16 protein-coding genes are annotated in these 16,545 nt (G+C 72.9%); 7 read left to right on the forward strand and 9 right to left on the reverse strand.

What is annotated here, in order from left to right:
• Positions 1-55: 55 nt before the first annotated feature.
• Positions 56-1,249, forward strand: a complete 1,194-nt coding sequence (tuf, locus tag IE258_RS01070; RefSeq protein WP_159329772.1) for an elongation factor Tu — start codon at positions 56-58, stop codon at positions 1,247-1,249.
• 101 nt (positions 1,250-1,350) lie between these two features.
• Here the strand turns inward: tuf and IE258_RS01075 are convergent, their stop codons facing one another.
• Together IE258_RS01075 and IE258_RS01080 are read right to left on the reverse strand one after the other, a co-directional pair.
• Complete coding sequence (locus tag IE258_RS01075) at positions 1,351-3,831, reverse strand: ABC transporter permease (RefSeq protein WP_189737729.1); 2,481 nt, start codon at positions 3,829-3,831, stop codon at positions 1,351-1,353.
• Entirely contained in the window at positions 3,825-4,565 is a 741-nt protein-coding gene (locus IE258_RS01080; RefSeq protein WP_189737732.1) for an ABC transporter ATP-binding protein, read from the reverse strand. The genes IE258_RS01075 and IE258_RS01080 overlap by 7 nt, the downstream gene beginning before the upstream one ends.
• Positions 4,566-4,745: 180 nt before the next feature.
• On the opposite strand from IE258_RS01080, the gene IE258_RS01085 reads away from it, so the two are divergent.
• The 3 genes from IE258_RS01085 (at position 4,746) to IE258_RS01095 (ending at position 7,935) form a co-directional block, all read left to right on the forward strand.
• The gene (locus tag IE258_RS01085) at positions 4,746-6,041 is read left to right on the forward strand and encodes a sensor histidine kinase (protein ID WP_189737736.1); all 1,296 of its coding nucleotides are present in this window, start codon (positions 4,746-4,748) and stop codon (positions 6,039-6,041) included.
• The gene (locus IE258_RS01090) at positions 6,014-6,673 is read left to right on the forward strand and encodes a response regulator (RefSeq protein WP_308434112.1); all 660 of its coding nucleotides are present in this window, start codon (positions 6,014-6,016) and stop codon (positions 6,671-6,673) included. The genes IE258_RS01085 and IE258_RS01090 overlap by 28 nt, the downstream gene beginning before the upstream one ends.
• A gap of 122 nt (positions 6,674-6,795) precedes the next feature.
• A complete protein-coding gene (locus IE258_RS01095) occupies positions 6,796-7,935 on the forward strand; it encodes a hypothetical protein (protein WP_189737739.1) in 1,140 nt (379 codons plus the stop codon).
• An 84-nt stretch (positions 7,936-8,019) separates the two neighbouring features.
• On the opposite strand, the gene IE258_RS01100 is transcribed toward IE258_RS01095, so the two are convergent.
• The 3 genes from IE258_RS01100 to IE258_RS01110 form a co-directional block, all read right to left on the reverse strand.
• Positions 8,020-9,390, reverse strand: a complete 1,371-nt coding sequence (locus IE258_RS01100; protein WP_189737742.1) for an alpha-lytic protease prodomain-containing protein — start codon at positions 9,388-9,390, stop codon at positions 8,020-8,022.
• A 181-nt stretch (positions 9,391-9,571) separates the two neighbouring features.
• Entirely contained in the window at positions 9,572-10,519 is a 948-nt protein-coding gene (locus tag IE258_RS01105; protein ID WP_189737745.1) for a LysR family transcriptional regulator, read from the reverse strand.
• Between the two features lie 64 nt (positions 10,520-10,583).
• On the reverse strand, positions 10,584-11,549 hold the full coding sequence (locus IE258_RS01110; protein ID WP_373309701.1) for a helix-turn-helix transcriptional regulator: 966 nt from the start codon (positions 11,547-11,549) through the stop codon (positions 10,584-10,586).
• A 75-nt stretch (positions 11,550-11,624) separates the two neighbouring features.
• Between IE258_RS01110 and IE258_RS01115 the strand changes: the two genes are divergently transcribed.
• Positions 11,625-12,017, forward strand: a complete 393-nt coding sequence (locus IE258_RS01115) for a VOC family protein (protein ID WP_189737752.1) — start codon at positions 11,625-11,627, stop codon at positions 12,015-12,017.
• A 12-nt stretch (positions 12,018-12,029) separates the two neighbouring features.
• Here the strand turns inward: IE258_RS01115 and IE258_RS01120 are convergent, their stop codons facing one another.
• The 3 genes from IE258_RS01120 to IE258_RS01130 form a co-directional block, all read right to left on the reverse strand.
• Positions 12,030-12,902 carry a hypothetical protein gene (locus tag IE258_RS01120; RefSeq protein ID WP_189737755.1) on the reverse strand — a complete coding sequence of 291 codons (873 nt, stop codon included), beginning with the start codon at positions 12,900-12,902 and terminating at the stop codon, positions 12,030-12,032.
• A gap of 16 nt (positions 12,903-12,918) precedes the next feature.
• Positions 12,919-13,794: a helix-turn-helix domain-containing protein gene (locus IE258_RS01125; RefSeq protein WP_189737758.1), complete on the reverse strand. Its 876-nt coding sequence runs from the start codon at positions 13,792-13,794 to the stop codon at positions 12,919-12,921.
• A 240-nt stretch (positions 13,795-14,034) separates the two neighbouring features.
• Positions 14,035-14,469 (reverse strand): ATP-binding protein, encoded by a 435-nt coding sequence (locus IE258_RS01130; protein ID WP_189737761.1) that lies wholly within the window; start codon positions 14,467-14,469, stop codon positions 14,035-14,037.
• A 112-nt stretch (positions 14,470-14,581) separates the two neighbouring features.
• Between IE258_RS01130 and IE258_RS01135 the strand changes: the two genes are divergently transcribed.
• On the forward strand, positions 14,582-15,430 hold the full coding sequence (locus IE258_RS01135; RefSeq protein ID WP_189737764.1) for a helix-turn-helix domain-containing protein: 849 nt from the start codon (positions 14,582-14,584) through the stop codon (positions 15,428-15,430).
• Positions 15,427-15,618, forward strand: a complete 192-nt coding sequence (locus IE258_RS01140; RefSeq protein WP_189737766.1) for a DUF397 domain-containing protein — start codon at positions 15,427-15,429, stop codon at positions 15,616-15,618. Before IE258_RS01135 ends, IE258_RS01140 begins: the two co-directional genes overlap by 4 nt.
• On the opposite strand, the gene IE258_RS01145 is transcribed toward IE258_RS01140, so the two are convergent.
• Positions 15,569-16,477: a helix-turn-helix transcriptional regulator gene (locus IE258_RS01145; protein WP_189737769.1), complete on the reverse strand. Its 909-nt coding sequence runs from the start codon at positions 16,475-16,477 to the stop codon at positions 15,569-15,571. The genes IE258_RS01140 and IE258_RS01145 overlap by 50 nt on opposite strands.
• Between the last annotated feature and the right edge of the window lie 68 nt (positions 16,478-16,545).

The following is a 16,545-nucleotide window of genomic DNA, read 5'->3' on the forward strand; positions in this document are numbered from 1 at the left end:
GATCACCTGGCGCCGATGAGTAAGGCGTACAGAACCACTCCACAGGAGGACCCCAGTGGCGAAGGCGAAGTTCGAGCGGACTAAGCCGCACGTCAACATCGGCACCATCGGTCACATCGACCACGGTAAGACGACCCTCACGGCCGCCATTACCAAGGTGCTGCACGACGCGTACCCGGACATCAACGAGGCGTCGGCGTTCGACCAGATCGACAAGGCTCCCGAAGAGCGCCAGCGCGGTATCACCATCTCGATCGCGCACGTCGAGTACCAGACCGAGGCGCGTCACTACGCCCACGTCGACTGCCCCGGTCACGCGGACTACATCAAGAACATGATCACGGGTGCCGCGCAGATGGACGGCGCCATCCTCGTGGTCGCCGCCACCGACGGCCCGATGCCGCAGACCAAGGAGCACGTGCTCCTGGCCCGCCAGGTCGGCGTTCCGTACATCGTGGTCGCCCTGAACAAGGCCGACATGGTGGACGACGAGGAGATCCTGGAGCTCGTCGAGCTCGAGGTGCGTGAGCTCCTCTCCGAGTACGAGTTCCCGGGCGACGACGTTCCGGTCGTCAAGGTCTCCGCTCTGAAGGCCCTCGAGGGCGACAAGGAGTGGGGCAACTCGGTCCTCGAGCTCATGAAGGCCGTGGACGAGGCCATCCCGGAGCCCGAGCGCGACGTCGACAAGCCGTTCCTGATGCCGATCGAGGACGTCTTCACCATCACCGGTCGCGGTACGGTCGTCACCGGCCGCATCGAGCGTGGTGTCCTCAAGGTCAACGAGACCGTCGACATCATCGGCATCAAGCAGGAGAAGACCACCACCACGGTCACCGGCATCGAGATGTTCCGGAAGCTCCTCGACGAGGGCCAGGCCGGTGAGAACGTCGGTCTGCTGCTTCGCGGCATCAAGCGCGAGGACGTCGAGCGCGGCCAGGTCATCATCAAGCCGGGCTCGGTCACCCCGCACACCGAGTTCGAGGCCCAGGCCTACATCCTGTCGAAGGACGAGGGTGGCCGTCACACCCCCTTCTTCAACAACTACCGTCCGCAGTTCTACTTCCGTACGACGGACGTGACCGGCGTCGTGACCCTCCCCGAGGGCACCGAGATGGTCATGCCGGGTGACAACACCGAGATGAAGGTGGAGCTCATCCAGCCCGTCGCCATGGAAGAGGGCCTGAAGTTCGCCATCCGCGAGGGTGGCCGGACCGTGGGCGCCGGCCAGGTCACCAAGATCAACAAGTAAGCTCCGCTTGCTTGTCGGTCGACCCGACCTGACATGGGCTGATGCCTGAAAGGGCCCGTACGACTCCGGTCGTACGGGCCCTTTCGTCGTGCCATCCCGCGTCACTCGCGGACGACCGCGCGGCGGCGTACCAGCAGGGTGGCGGAGGCGAGTGACGCCGTCACGGTGAGAGCCGCGCAGGTGGCCGCGGTCGCCGCGACGGCGGTCCATGGGACGACCGGGGTGGCGGGGACCGCGAGCAGGTGCAGGGCCGCGCCCATGCCCGCCAGGTTGAGGCCGGCGACCAGCAGGCCCAGGAGGGTGCCCACCGCGGCGACCGTCAGTGACTCGACGGCGAGCAGCCGCAGCACCTGAGCGTCGGTGGCGCCCGTGAGGCGCAGGACCGTCAGGTCGCGGACCCGGTCGGACGTGGCCGTCAGCATCGTGTTGACCACGGAGATCCCGGTGTAGAGCAGGGCGATGCCCAGGACCAGGAAGAGGCCCGTCCGTGTGATGCCGCCGGACTCGGCCAGGGCCGCTTCGGCCCACTCGTCGCCGCTCGACACCCGTCCGCCCACCGACGCCACCGCCCCGCGCAGCCCGGCGGCCACCGTGTCGGCGTCGGCGTCGTCGGCGAGGGCGACGTCCACCCGGTCGACGGGGGCGCCCGCGGCGTTGGCCGCGGTGACGTAGACGCCGTTGTCGCCGGTGCCGGTGTGCATCACGGCGGCGATGCGCAGGGTCTTCGACGTGCCGTCCCCGAGCCAGACCCGTACCCGCCGGCCGACCGTGTGCTCCTCCCACTCCTCGTTCACGATGATCGAGTGGTCGTCGAGGTCGGACACCTTGCCCGCGGCGAGCGGGAGGCGGGTGGTGGCGGTGAGGGGCTCGGGGGCGGCGACGGCACGCGCGTCGGACCTGATGAGGGCCACGCCGTCCTCCAGGACGTACACCGCGCTCGACGAGGTCGGGGAGAGCTCCGCGCCCGGCACCGCGCGCAGGCGGTCCACGGTCGCCGCGTCGAAGCCCGCACCGGACGGCGCCGTGACCACGAAGGCGGCGGTGGTCCGCTCCCGGACCTCGGCGGCCTTCGCCCCGTTCAGGGTCGCGACGGCGCCGAGCAGGGAGCCCGTGAGCGCGACCGTGACCAGCACCGGCGCCGCGACGGCCGCGGTACGGCGCACACCGGCCACCGTGTTCTCCCGGGCCAGCAGGCCCGTGGCGCCCGGCAGGCGGGCCGGCAACCAGGTGAGCAGGCGCGCCGTCGGGCGCACCACGACCGGTGCGAGCAGCGCCGCCGCGGCGATCAGCGGCATCGGGCGGCTCACGTACGTCTTGCGGTGCAGCAGGTCGCCGGGGTCGTCGGCCAGCGCGAGTACGAGCGTGACCAGCGCGGTCAGCAGCAGCCCCGCCCCGCACACCCATCGGCCCCGGGTCATCGCCCGGGTGTCGACGGACGCCTCGCGCAGCGCCTCGACGGGACCGGTGCGCCCCGCCCGCCACGCCGCCGCCGTCGCGCCGCTCAGGGCGACGACGAGCCCCGTCCAGAAGGCCGCGTGGTACGGCCAGGTGTGGTCGCCGATGGCGAACCAGGCCGGTGCCAGCCCCTCCTCGACCACCAGGGCCGCCAACCGCGGCGCGGCGTACGCACCGAGCACGCAGCCGGCCGCGGAGGCGAGCACCCCGACCCCGAGGGCCTCGGCCAGCACCGTCCGGCGCAGCTGTCCCGGCGTCGCCCCGGCCGTGCGCAGCAGCCCGAACTCCCGGCGCCGCCGGTCCACCGCGAAGGCGAACGTGGACGCCACGACGAACACCGACACGAACGCGGTGACGCCGCCGGCCGTGCCGAACAGGGCGTTCAGGCCGGTCAGCGCCTCGCGGTCCCGGTCGGGGTCCGCGTCCGCGTACCGCCGGTCGTCCCCGGCGAGCACCCGGACGCCCGCACTGCCCGGCACCGAGTCCCGTCCGGCGTCCCGTACCGCCTTCCGTACGGCGGACACCTCTGCGTCGACCACCACCTGCACGCCGACCGGGGCGAGCCGGGCGGCCCGCGCGTCGGTGAAGAAGACGGCGTCCTCGAACCCGCGGCCGGGCACCGTGCCCACCACGCGCAGGGTGCCCCCGTCCGTGCGCACCCGCTCGCCCGGCGCCGCCCAGCCGCCGGTGACGACGACCTCGTCGGCGGCGCGCGGCGCGCGACCGGCGTCGATCCGGTACGGGGCGAACGCGGCGGTCGACCACGGGTGGCCCACCAGCTCACCGGGGCCGTGCCCGGCGCCCCGTACGCGCACCGGGAAGGACCGGTCCTCGACGACGGTGCCGAGCCGCTTCAGCCGGGCCACGACGGCGTCGGGCACGGCACGCGGTCGCGCCAGCTCCTCCGTACGCTCCCCGGAGGCCGTCGGCACCCGCAGGGTGTCCTGCCCCCGCACCACCACCGGCGCGGCGGCGAACCGCTCCGGTTTCCGGTCGGACGCGTCCAGCGTGGCGGCCAGCGCCAGCCCCGACACGGCCAGCAGGGCGACACCGAGGGACAGCGCGACGAAGCTGCCGGTGAAGGCGACCCAACGGGTGCGCAGGGTGTGCAGGGCGGTGGTCAGCACGGGGCCGCCTCCAGGTGGGTCAGGTGGGCGGCGACGGTGTCGGCGGTGGGGGCGGACAGTTCGCCGTGGACGTGGCCGTCGACGAGGAACAGCACGCGGTCGGCGCGGGCGGCGGCCACCGGGTCGTGGGTGACCATGACGACCGTCTGGCCCTCGCGGTCGACCATGCCGCGCAGCAGGGCCAGCACCTCGCGGCCGGCGCGTGAGTCCAGCGCCCCCGTCGGCTCGTCGGCGAAGAGCACCTCCGGGCGGGTGATCAGCGCGCGGGCCAGGGCGACGCGCTGCTGCTGGCCGCCGGACAGCTCGGTCGGCCGGTGCCCGGCGCGGTCGGCGAGACCGACCTGGCGCAGCGCCTCGCGCACCCGGTCCCGCGGCGGGCGGCGTCCGGCCAGCCGCAGGGGGAGCGCGACGTTCTGCGCGGCGGTCAGGGACGGCAGCAGGTTGAACGCCTGGAAGACGAAGCCGACGCGTTCGCGCCGCAGCAGGGTCAGCCGCCGCTCGCTCAGCCCCGTCAGCTCCGTGCCGCCGACGACGACCGATCCCGACGTGGGCCGGTCCAGTCCGGCGGCGCACTGGAGCAGCGTCGACTTGCCCGAGCCCGAGGGGCCCATGACGGCGGTGAAGCTGCCGCGGCGGAAGGAGAGGGACACGTCGTCGAGGGCGGTCACGGTGCCGTCGCCCGCGCCGTACCGTCTGCTGACGGAACTCAGTCGGATCGCGTCGTCGCTGGTCATCAGTCTCCACTTCCCGATGTCCGAGCTGTTCGATGGGGTGCCCGGTGCGCCAACGAAACCGTGCGGGGCGGCACCGGCGCAGTGCGGCAGGGGCTAGAGCGGGGGTATGGCCTGCCCTACCTCCGTTGCTCCGCCTGGGCCGATGGCCGCGCCGCCCGTGGCGGTCCTACGGTGAGCCGCATGCGCTCTCGCGACCTGTGGCAGGCCCTGTCCGCCCGCCGCTATCTGCTCTCCGCCTGGCCGTGGCGGGCGACCGCCTACCTGGTGACCGGGGCGGTGGCCGGCGCCGCGACCCTGGTGGGGCTCGCGGTCGCCCTCGTCGTCGGGGGTGCCCTCACCGTGGTGCTGGTGGGACTGCCGCTGCTGCTGCTCACCGCCCTCGTCGGCATCCCCCTGGCCCGCCTGGAGCGGCGGCGGCTGCGCCTGATCGACCGCGCTCCCGCCCCTGCCCGGCCGGTACGGCTGCCGCCCGCCACCGGGCCGTGGCCCTGGCTGGTAACCCGTCTGCGCGAACGGGCGACCTGGCGGGAGCTGGGCCACGCGCTGCTGTTCGCCCTGCTGCTCTGGCCACTGGACGCGCTGGTCGTCGCCTTCGCCCTGGCGGCACCCCTCCATCTCGCCGCCACCCCGCTGGTGATGGCCGCGTTCGGCGGCGGCGAGGAGGCGAAGGTCCTCAAGCAGTGGACGGTCACCACCTGGCCGGCCGCGTCCGGCGTCGCCGTGCTCGGGCTGCTGCTCCTCGCCCTCGGCGGCTACGCGCTGGGCCTGGCGGCGGGCGTGCGGGCCGAGCTGGCCCGGGTGCTCGTGGGTGCCCCGGGCGAGGGCGATCCGGAGGCCAGGGTCGTCGAACTCACCCGCTCCCGGGCCCGGTTGGTGGACGCCTTCGAGGCCGAGCGGCGCCGCATCGAACGCGACCTGCACGACGGTGCCCAGCAGCGCCTGGTCGCCCTGACGATGGCCCTCGGCCTGGCCCGCCTGGACGCGCCGCCCGGTCCGCTGGCCGACCAGCTGGCCAAGGCGCACGGGGAGGCGGGCCGGGCCCTGGAGGAACTGCGCGAGCTGATCCACGGCATCCACCCCAAGGTCCTCGCCGACTACGGGCTGCCCGCGGCGGTCGCCGACGCCGCCGACCGCTCCGCCGTCCCCGTCGACGTCGCCCTGGAACTGCCCGGACGGCTGCCCCGGGCGGTGGAGGCCACCGCCTACTTCGTGGTCTGCGAGGCCCTCGCCAACGTCGGCAGGCACAGCGGCGCCGACCGCGCGGAGGTGACCGGCGGCCACCGCGACGGTCGGCTCCTGCTGCGCATCCGGGACGACGGCCGGGGCGGGGCCGACGTCGCGGCGGGCAGCGGGCTGACCGGGCTCGCCGACCGGGTGTCGGTCCTGGATGGCAGACTCTCCCTGTCCAGCCCGCCGGGCGGACCGACCCTGCTGAGCGTGGAGATTCCTTGCGAGTGGACCGAACGCTTCGCGTAGTGCTCGCCGAGGACAGCGTGCTGCTGCGGGACGGCCTGACCGGCCTGCTGGCCCGCTTCGGCCACGAGGTCGTGGCGGCCGTCGGCGACGCGGAGGCGCTCGTCGCCGCGGTCACGGAGCACGTCCCGGACGTGGTCGTCACCGACGTGCGCATGCCGCCCGGCTTCCAGGACGAGGGCCTGCACGCGGCCGTGCGCCTGCGCGAGGAGCGGCCCACGCTGCCGGTCCTCGTCCTCAGCCAGTACGTGCAACGGGCCTACGCGGCCGAGCTGCTGGACTCCGGCGACGGCACCGGCGTCGGCTATCTGCTCAAGGACCGCGTCGGCCAGGTCGAGGAGTTCGTCGACGCGCTGGCCGAGGTCGCGGACGGCGGCACGGTCGTCGACCCGGAGGTGGTACGCCAGTTGCTGCGCCGCCGCCGGGACCCGCTGGAGCGGCTCAGCCCGCGCGAGCGCGAGGTGCTCGCGTTGATCGCGGAGGGCCGGTCCAACGCGGCCATCGCCCGTCAACTCGTCGTCTCCGAGGCGGCCGTGGGCAAGCACATCGGCAGCATCCTCGCCAAGCTCGACCTGCCCCCGGCGACCGAGACGCACCGCAGGGTGCTGGCGGTGCTGACGTATCTGCGGGGCTGACGCGGGTCGAGCGAAGGTGTACGGGTTCGGTCACAAGTGCCGCACGAAGCAACACTTCTCCTCCACTCGACGGCAGGATGGATCACCGTCGACGCCCCCGCACCGAGGCAGAAAGTGAGCCCGTGAGTTCCGTCCCGCCGCCCGACCGCTCCGACGACGAACCGGCCCCGTCGATCTCCGACGAAGAGTTGGAGTCGTTCCTGCGGGAGGCCGCCGACGGTGGTGGCGCCTCCGCACCCAAGGAGCCGTCGGCGCGGGCGCGGATGGTGGCGGCCCGGCTGCGGGACCAGGAGGAGCCGACGCCCTGGCGGGCCCCGCAGGGCAACCCGAAGGACGACGGCCGCGGCCGTCGGCGCCTGGTGGGCACGGTGGTCGGCGTGGTGGTGCTGGCGGCGCTCGCCGTCGTCGCCGTACGGCCCTCCCTGGTCCTGGACCGGCTGCCCGGCGGAGACGACGCCTCGGCGTCACCGACCCTGTCGGCCGAGTCGGCGCGGCCGACCGGCGCCCCCGGGGAGGCGGCCGGGGCGGAGCGTGCCACGCGCGAGCACCCGTTCCGCGGCTCGCCCGCCGAGCGGTGGGCCGAGGGCGCCGACGCCATCGAGGTACCGGCGGCGAAGCCGCTGTCCGGCATGAGCAGGGACGACGTGGCGTTCGCGCTGCGCCGTACCAAGGAACTCCTGGTCGCCGCCAACCTGGACCCCGCGGTCCTGCGCGGGGAACGGCCGGACGAGGCGCTGGACGTGCTCGACCCGAAGCAGCCGGAGCTGCTGCCCAAGCTGCGCCGCTCGCTGAGCGACCCGGACGCGGACCACGACCCGCTCCGGCTCTTCACCCGCTTCGACCCGGACGAGACCCGCCTGGCCGGTGACGTCGTGAAGGTCCGCGGCCGCATGACGCTCGCCGCGGGCGAACCGGGCGTGGTGAAGGTCAACGCGGACTACACCTTCGTCTATCCGCTGGTCCGGGCCGACGACGCCGACGGGCCGGTCGCCCGCACGATCATCCGCCGGGTGCTCACCCTGACTCTGAACGACCCGGCCAAGTGGAACGTGACCGAGGGCAAGCTCCTGGTGGAGAAGTACTTCTCCGAGTACGGCAACACCGACTGCGACGTCTACGACGGCTACCTGCACCCCGGCTTCCCCGACGACGACGGTCCCGGCGGCGCGCGGCCCACCGGCCCCCTGACCGACCCCTACGACCGGAGCCGCCCCCTCACCGGCTCCGGTTCGGGAGGCTGCGGCCAGGTCACCCGTACCTGACGCGGACGTGACCGGGCCCGGGCGCTCTCCCTCACGCACGCCCGGACCCGTCCCCCGTTGTCCCCTGTGGGGGTCAGTGGGGTGTCACACTCGCTGCCACAGCGCCGGAACGTTCGGCGGCTCCCAGCCCGCGTAGGCCTGGTGGCCCTGCAGGCAGCGGAAGGTGGCGCCGCCGTAGGTCACGGTGTCGCCCGGCTGGTAGACGGTGCCGGCCGCCCAGGTGCCGCCGGGCTCGCCGGGCTCCTCGCCGCCGTCGTCGCCGCCGGTGGTCTTGAGCGTGAGCCCGTAGTTCTGGAGCAGCGCGTTGATCGGCTGGAAGAAGGTCTCGCCGCCGGAGCGGCAGTCGCCCGAACCGCCCGAGGTGACGCCCTGCGCCTGGCTGCCGGAGATGTAGGAGCCGCCGGAGTCACCGGGCTCCGCGCACACCGTGGTCTTGGTGACCGGGGAGATGGTGCCTTCCTGGTAGGTGACGCTGGTGTTCAGCTGCGTCACGGTGCCGCAGTGCCAGCCGGTCGTCGAGCCGGACCGGCACACGGACGCGCCGACCGGGGAGGCCGTGGAACCGGTGACCTGGACGTTCTGCCCACCGGCGCCGAGGACGTACGGGGTCGCCGTCCACTGGGAGTTGGTGGCGACCCACGCCATGTCGCGGCCAGGGAAGATCGAGCCCTGGAAGGTGCCCTGCGCCACCCGGTTGGCGCCCGTCGTACTGGCGCCGGCCCGGCCGCAGTGGCCCGCGGTGGCGAAGCCCTGCTGGGTGCCCTTGGTGATCGGGAAGCCGATCGAGCAGCGGCTGCTGTTGTTGATGTAGTACGCCTCGCCGCCGCGCAGGTCGTAGAAGGTGCGGGGCCGCTCGGTGCGGCTCTTCACGCGGGCGAGGGCGTCGTCGACACCGGCCGCCGAGAGCAGCTTGCGGGCCGCGGCGGGACGGATCGCCTCGACGACGACGGTGTTGGTGCGCGTGTCGACGTACCAGACGGGCGCGTCCGCGGTGTTCAGACCGGCCGCCGCCTTGTCCAGGCGGGCCTTGGCCGCGTCCAGGTCGGCGAGCGAGTGGCGCACGACCTTCGCCTCGGCGCCCCGCGCCTCGATCGCGGCGACGTCGCCCGCGTCGGTCGTCGCCACGGTCAGGGTGCCGGACTCGGCACCGCGCACCCACGCGCCCGCGAAGTCGCCGCCGAGCGCGGCCCGCAGCCGGCCCGCCGTGGCGCCCGCCTCGGCCTCGTTGACGAGGCGGCGCTCCGCCTGCTGAGCGTCGAGGCCGAGGTCCCGCTGCATGGCCTTGAGGAGAGCGGGGGGCGCGGCGTCGGTGCGCAGCGTCTCGGCCGCGGTGGGGGCGGAGTCGGCGGGTGCCGTCCCGGCGCTCGCGGAGCCGCTGAGCCCGGCCACGAGCAGGGCCGCGGTCGCGGCGACGGCGGCACCCACGGCTCTGTGGTGTCGGTGTCGGTGGGGCATGGGGGATCTCCTCGGTCTCGGTGGGGAGGTGCCGAAACCGTAGGGAGGGGCGACCGGCCGCCATAAGAGGTCAGTCGTCCCTCTCCCCGGCGTTATGGAACACGCTGTTGTGGAGCTCGACGTCACGGGGGCCGGCGTTATGGGGCCCGAATCACGGGGCCCGACGTCATGGAGCCCGGCGTTATGGAACCCGGTGGGCCGACATCCACTCCGTGTAGCTGTCGCTGTTCGCCGCCACGCTCGCGTGCGCCATGCGCGCCTGCGAGAGCACCTCGGCGGCGGTGTCCTGCCGCTGCGTCGCCGCGTGCCAGCCGAGCAGGTGCCGCCAGGTCAGCGGGGTGCCGACGAGCGGCCGGGTCACGATCTGGGGCGTGGTCGGGAAGGTCGCCCGGCACAGCCCGACCGCCCGCCCCACCTGCACCAGGTGCACGAGCGACGCGGTGTCCGTCTCGTACATGCGGCGCGGGGTGAAACCGGCCCGGGCGCACGAGGCGGTGAAGCAGTCGCCGAAGCAGCCGTCGCCGGGTACGCAGGCCCACTCCTCGTCGGCCAGCTCCGTGAGGTCCACCTCCGCGCGGTGGGCGAGGGGATGGCCGTCGGGCACCATGACGAACACCGGGTCGACGGCGACCTCCCGCCACACCAGCCCCTCCCCGGCGGGCGGCGACGCGGTGCCGCAGGTCCCGGCCAGCGCGAAGTCCAGGCGTCCCTCGGCGAGCTGCCCGGCCAGCTCGCGTTCGGACCAGGAGGTGCAGGTGGTCATCCGGGCGTCGGGCGCCACACCGGCCAGCCGGTCGAGGAGGGCGCCCAGTAAGGGCCCGTGGGTGCCGCCGATCCGCAGCCGCTCCGCCGTGCGCGGCGCCCGGGCGAACCGGGCCGCCTCCTGCTGCAGCTCGGTCACCGCGGGCAGCACGATCCGGCTCCGTTCCAGCACCAGCTCGCCCAGCGCGGTGGCCCGCACGCCGTGCCGGCCGCGCACGAACAGCGCGCCGCCCAGGGCCCGTTCGATCCGCTTGAGCTGTGCGCTCAACGCGGGCTGCGCGAGACCGAGAGCCGTCGCCGCCCTGGTGAGGCTGCCGGCGTCGGCGATGGCCCGGACCGTCTTGAGATGCCGCAACTCCAGCTCCATGAGGGGAGCTTGCGACGCGGGGAGGACGGGGGCAAGGGGTTGGTACGGACCTGTGGAGGAAACTTCAAGTACTTGCTTCCTCGTTCGCGGCGGTCAACTCCCGGGTCCGGCGCAGCAGCTCCTCCCGTACGGAGTCCGGTGCCAGCACGCGCAACGGCGTGGCGAGGCTGAAGAGATACCAGGCCAGCCCCTCCGCGCTCGATCCGCCGATCTCGACGACCGTGGCGTCCGGCCCGTCGGCCCGGTGCAGCCCGACCGTGGCGGGAATGGACCGCAGCGCCTGCTCCATGGGCACCGGCAGGCGGACGGTGGCCAGCACCGCGTACGGCCCGGTCGCGCTCGCCCGGGACACGAGCAGCGCCGGATCGGGCGGCGGTTCGGCGAACTCGACGGCCCGCCCGGTCGGCTGCAGCCGCTCGATCCGGTCGGCCCGGAACGTTCGCCACTCGCCCCGCGCGACATCCTGGGCCACGAAGTACCAGCGCCGCCCGGTGTGCACGAGCCGGTACGGGTCGACGTCCCGCACACTGGCCCGCCCTCCCCAGTCCCGGTACGCCATCCGGGCCCGCTCGGCCCGCCGGCACGCGGCCGCCAGCTCCAGCAGCATCCCGGCCGCGACCTGCGGCTCACCGGCCCGCGGCGTCTGCACGAACGCGGCGTCCATGTCCCCGAGCCGGTCGCCCAGCCGCTTGGGCAGCACCTGCCGCAGCTTCAGCAGCGCCGACAACGCCGCCTGGTCCCCGCCGAGCGCCCCGCTCAGCGCGGCCTCCCGCAGCCCGACGGCCACGGCGAGGGCCTCCTCGTCGTCCAGGATCAACGGCGGCGTACGCGTGCCCGGCCGCAGCCGGTACCCGCCCCACGGTCCCGGGTCGGAGTCGACGGCGTATCCCAGCTCCCGCAGCCGCGCCACGTCCCGCCGCACGGTCCGCTCCGTGACCTCCATCCGCTCGGCCAGCTCACCGCAGGTCCAGGCGGGGCGGACGGCGAGCAGGGAGACCAGCCGCAGCAGTCGGGCGGAAGTACTGAGCACGGTGTGGAAGTCTGCCACGATCAACCGGCGTGACCAGGACCGAACCTGTCCTGATCACGCCCTACGGTCTCTCCCATGACGACAACGCAGAACGCCTCGGCACCGACCTTCCGCTACTCGGCCGTCACCTTCGACTGCTCCGACCCCGCGGCGATGGCCCGCTTCTGGGGCGAGGCCCTCGACCTCCCCGTGGCCTTCAACACCGACGACTTCTACCTCCTCGGCGGCAAGGACGGCGCCCCCGGCCTCGGCTTCTGCCGCCTCCCCGACTACCGCCCGCCGACCTGGCCGGGCACCGACCAGGAGAAGCAGGCCCACATCGACGTCGGCGTCGAGGACCTGGACGCGGGGGAGGCCCGTCTGCTCGCCCTGGGCGCCACGAAGCCCGACTTCCAGCCGTCCCCGGACCGCTGGCGGGTCCTGCTGGACCCGGCGGGGCATCCGTTCTGCGTGTCTACGGTGGCGTGAGCCGGGGGAGGGCTACTCGCCCTCGAAGACGGCCTCGGCCGAGCCCGCGGTGACGGCCCGTGCGAGCCAGTGGCGGAGAACCTCGGGGTCGCCGCACTCCGTGATGCGCGTACGGACCTCGTCGGAGACGTCGAGTCCACGCTGTTCCAGGACCAGCAGCACATCCTGGGCGCCCTGCTGGGCGCGGCCTTCGTCGCGGATCTCTTCCGAGATGTACGACTTGTAGAAGGAGAGGTCCGTGGCCACCAGGTTCCTCCAGAGGTGCTGGGCCGGGCGATTGCCCAGACCGTGTGCGGTGAATTCGACGATGGGGTCGGCGATGTCTTCGGGAGCGTCCCGCAGTGCGGTGGACAGAGCCTTCAGTATCGCATTGACGACCGGCTCTGCGGCGTGTGTGATGGCCGCCAGGCTGGCCAGGATCAGGTCCGCACGGGCTTCGTTCGGTTCGGTGATCACCGGCATGTTGTGTGGGCCAACGACTAGAGGACGCAGGGTGAGGGTGGGTAGCTGGGCCGGTCCGCTGTTTACCGGTTGCTGAGCCCACTTGGCCGTGGCGTAGTCCTGGCAGACGACCAGGAGCGCTGTGGGCAGCCGGTATTTCGTCCGCAGGTACGAGACGTAGTACGCCCAGCTCGCGGGCTTGTCCGGGTCCTTCTTGCCCTGAGCCTCGACGGCCAGCAGGAAGGGCCCCTGTTCTGCGGTCTCGAAGCGCAGGAGCGTGTCCACGCGGCGTTCGACGGGGCTGGCCTCGGTGAGGTCGGTCGGCAGTGCGGTCGCCCCGATGGGCTTCGGGATGTCGACGCCGAGGAAACGTGAGACGCGACTGAACAAGCCGGGGTCGTGCTGGAAGATGCGGTGCATCGCCTCGTGGGGCGGGCTGACCATGGAGTTCCTTGCTGGTTCAGGGATGGGAGGCGACTGCCGTAAGGCAGTCGCGGCAGCGGTCTTCGGTCTCGGAGGCCCGGAAGCCGCGGTCGCAGCCCTCGCAGTTCTGGAGGGGGTGGCGCGGTGGCGGTGCGACGGCCGACTGCGTGCGGAACGGCGGCGGCGGTGGCAGCCGGTCCGTGAGGCGGTGGGCCAGGAGGGCGGCCGGGCGGCGCAGGGGCTCGTCCGGGAGGCCGGTGGTCAGGGCGTGCCGTACGGCGCCGGGGGCGACGTCGCGCTCCAGCCAGGCCGCGACCCCTGGCACCAGGTGAGCCGTGTCCGTCGCGGAGAGCAGCAGCCGGGGGTCGTGGCGGCGCAGGGTGGCGAGGAGGTCGAGCGCCGTCTGGAGGAGGGCCGGGGCGGTGCTGCTCGGCTGCGGTACGGCGGGGAGCGCCTTTTGGACCGTACGGCGCTGCGGCGGAGGCGTTCGCTTCGCGGGCGGGCAGCCCGTGTCGGCCGGTTCGCGGCGGCTCGCGTGCGGCTGGTTGCAGGAGACCGTGCGGGTGACGATCCGGCCGGTCTGCGTGCGGTGGCGTTCGCGGCGCAGGTAGCCGTGGGCCTCCAGCTCGCGCAGGGCGGCGGCGATCCGGGTCGGGCCCTCCGGGAAGCGGGCGGCGAGCGACTTGATGTCGGCGCCCGCACCGGTGGGCAGGGACTGGAGGTGGCAGCTCAGGCCGATCGCGAGGAGCGACAGCTCCTTGTGCTGGACCAGGTGGTTGCCGATCACCACGAAGCGGGTGGTGTGGCGGGTGTTGTCGTGGGTGATGCCGCCGCCTTGGCGACGCGTACGGGTCGGATTGTCGGCGGGGGCTGACTGGGCGCGCGGGGGCGCGCTAAGGTTTTGGTTACCCATCGGGAAGCCTCTTCTTCTCTGTTGGTAGGCCCTCGCACCGGGATGCCAGTCCCAGCGGGGGCCGATGTCTTTTCGGTTGTTTGCGCTGAGAGTAGGGGAGTTGGGGACCCGGAAATCCAGCTCAACCGGTGATGTTCACCCACCCGAGTGACGACGCGCCTCGGGCGGGAGGGGTGGGGCTTGGCAGGGGTCATTTCCCCGGGTTTCTTGTCTTGGTAGGGCACCGACGGCACCGGAACCTCACAACGTGGGTTCCGGTGGCATACAGCGCAGTTCCGCCCAGACCGTCTTGCGCGGGAAGCGGCCCTCCGTCACTCCCCAGCGGTGCGCCAACGCCTCCACCAGCAGCAGACCCCGGCCGGATTCGGCATCGGAGGCCGGCTTTTGAGGGGCGGGGAGTTCCTGGCCCCGCGTGTCGGTGACCTCGATGCGGAGGATGTCGCCGACGACGTACAGGGTGAGCCGGAAATCGCGGCCGGGGACACGTCCATGGTCCGCCGCGTTGTTGGCCAGCTCGGCGACCAGGAGGCGTGCCGGGTCCAGGGGCAGACCCCAGGCGCGGAGCTGCTCGGTCGCGAGCAGGCGGGCGAGGCGGGCACCGCGTGGGGTGGGAGAGAGCTGCACGCTGAAGTTGCGGACGGACGCGGTGAGTTCGGTGGTGGATTTCTGGTTCACATCACTCAGCGTGGCGATGTGTGCGTACCGTGAGAAGTGACTCAGCGGGTACGTACGGTGACTGTCCGGCGCTTGTCCAGTGGTGTCGGCGCTGTCGGGGAAGGGGCGGAGGATGGCGGTCGAGACGGACGAGTCGGGGTGGGAGGTCGACCCGGACGACGAGTGGGGCGTCGCGGTCATCACCACGGTGGGACGGCAGTTGAAGCTCCGCCGGGAGGCGGCGGGGATGCGGGCCGGCGACTTCGGAGTGGCGGTCGGGTACGGGGAGGACCTCGTCTACAAGGTCGAGGGCGGCAAGCGGATTCCCCGGCAGGAGTATCTGGACAGGGCCGACGAGGTGCTGGACGCCGGTGGGCTCCTCTCGGCGGCCTGGGAGGACGTGAAGAAGGTCCGGTACCCGAAGAAGGTGCGGGAGCTGGGGAAGTTGGAGGCCAAAGCGGTTGAGATCGGTCTGTACGAGTGCAACATCATCGCTGGCCTGTTGCAGACCCCGAAGCACGCGCGAACCCTGATCGAGGCAGCGCAGCCGCCGTACTCACCCGACGACGTCGACCGTATGGTCGCCGCTCGGCTGGCTCGGCAGTCGGTCTATGAGCGCGATCCGGCTCCATCGATGCACTTCGTGCTGGAAGAGGCACCGCTGCGTCGGCAGGTTGGAGGCACAATGGTGTGGCGACAGCAGCTCGAACGCCTGCTGGAGGTCGCGCGGTTGCACAACGTCACGCTTCAAGTGATGCCGACAAATGCCGACGCCCATCCGGGGCTGGACGGCAGGATCGAGCTGCTGAAGTTCCCGGACGGTACAGCGGTGGGACGCTCCGACGGGGCGTTCAACGGACGGCCGATCACCGACCCGAAACACCTGCGCATTGTCGAACTGCGGTATGGCACGATCCGAGCGCAGGCTCTCTCGCCCAGGGAGTCGTTTGCCTTCATCGAGACACTGCTGGGAGAAACATGATCCGCGAGGCCGAACTGGTCTGGTTCAAGAGCAGCTACAGCGGCGGGACCGACGGCAACTCCTGCGTTGAACTGGCCCTCACCCCCGCCATCATCCACATCCGGGACTCCAAGCACACCGACGGCCCCCGCCTCACCCTCACCCCTGCCGCCTGGGCGAGCTTCCTGCCGTACGCGGCGCAGCGCTGACCTCGCTGACCTCCTGCGTGCCGACGACCGACAGCAGCTCCAGCAGACCCGCGCTGTCGGTCCCCACGGCCGGGGTGAACCACAGGAGCCGCTGGCGGCCGTCCTCGCTGAAGAGGTTGAGGCAGTTGACCTCGATCAGGCCGATCACCGGGTGGACGAGCCGTTTGCGGTCGTGGCGTCGGAACGCCACGTCGTGATCGGCCCACAGCGCGGCGAACTCGGGAGAGACGCCGAGCAGCGTACGGACCATCGCGCCGGCCTCCGTGTCCTTAGCGTCCCGCCGGGCGGCGGCGGCCCGCAGGTCGGCGACGAAGGAACGGGACTGGTACGCGTGGTCGGCCTCGGGATACAGCAGCCGGGCCTCCGGCTCGGTGAACCACCGGTGCACGAAGCTGGCGCGGGGCCCCCGGTAGCCGGACTGGTCCCCGAGCAGCGCCACGGCCAGCGGATTCTGTACGAGCGTGACGTGCAGGTCGGTGATCACCTGCGCCGGGGTCGAGGCCATCCGGTCCAGCAGGTCCAGCATGCCGGGGTGGACGTGCGACGCGGCCCCGCCCGGCACGGGCACCGGCCGGTCGGCGAGCCGGTAGAGGTAGTCGCGCTCGTCGCCGGACAGCCGCAGCGCCCGCGCCAGCGCGGCGAGCATCTGCTCGGACGGCTGGGACCCGGCGCCGCGCTCCAGCTCGTTGTAGTAGTCCACGGACGCCCCCGCGAGGTGGGCCACCTCCTCGCGGCGCAGCCCCGGCACCCGGCGGCGCGGTCCGGCCGGGAGTCCGACGTCGGCGGGGCGGATGCGCTCGCGCCGCGACCGTAGGAACGCTCCCAGCTCGGCGTACTTCACAGCGCTCATGCGGTCCATTCTGCGCCGGGCCGGGCCGCTGACCCAGGGGATGGCATCCCCTGGCTGCGGCGGCGGACCGGGCGCAT

It is taken from the genome of Streptomyces tendae (assembly GCF_014650435.1).
Lineage (GTDB): Bacteria > Actinomycetota > Actinomycetes > Streptomycetales > Streptomycetaceae > Streptomyces > Streptomyces tendae.

What these genes read in the sequence shown, in the direction of transcription:
- IE258_RS01135 (WP_189737764.1), top strand. Translation starts at nt 14,582, where the DNA reads ATGGCGGTCGAGACGGACGAGTCGGGGTGGGAGGTCGACCCGGACGAC.
- IE258_RS01105 (WP_189737745.1), bottom strand. Translation starts at nt 10,519, where the DNA reads ATGGAGCTGGAGTTGCGGCATCTCAAGACGGTCCGGGCCATCGCCGAC.
- IE258_RS01100 (WP_189737742.1), bottom strand. Translation starts at nt 9,390, where the DNA reads ATGCCCCACCGACACCGACACCACAGAGCCGTGGGTGCCGCCGTCGCC.
- IE258_RS01125 (WP_189737758.1), bottom strand. Translation starts at nt 13,794, where the DNA reads ATGGGTAACCAAAACCTTAGCGCGCCCCCGCGCGCCCAGTCAGCCCCC.
- IE258_RS01140 (WP_189737766.1), top strand. Translation starts at nt 15,427, where the DNA reads ATGATCCGCGAGGCCGAACTGGTCTGGTTCAAGAGCAGCTACAGCGGC.
- IE258_RS01145 (WP_189737769.1), bottom strand. Translation starts at nt 16,477, where the DNA reads ATGGACCGCATGAGCGCTGTGAAGTACGCCGAGCTGGGAGCGTTCCTA.
- IE258_RS01115 (WP_189737752.1), top strand. Translation starts at nt 11,625, where the DNA reads ATGACGACAACGCAGAACGCCTCGGCACCGACCTTCCGCTACTCGGCC.
- IE258_RS01080 (WP_189737732.1), bottom strand. Translation starts at nt 4,565, where the DNA reads ATGACCAGCGACGACGCGATCCGACTGAGTTCCGTCAGCAGACGGTAC.
- IE258_RS01085 (WP_189737736.1), top strand. Translation starts at nt 4,746, where the DNA reads ATGCGCTCTCGCGACCTGTGGCAGGCCCTGTCCGCCCGCCGCTATCTG.
- IE258_RS01120 (WP_189737755.1), bottom strand. Translation starts at nt 12,902, where the DNA reads ATGGTCAGCCCGCCCCACGAGGCGATGCACCGCATCTTCCAGCACGAC.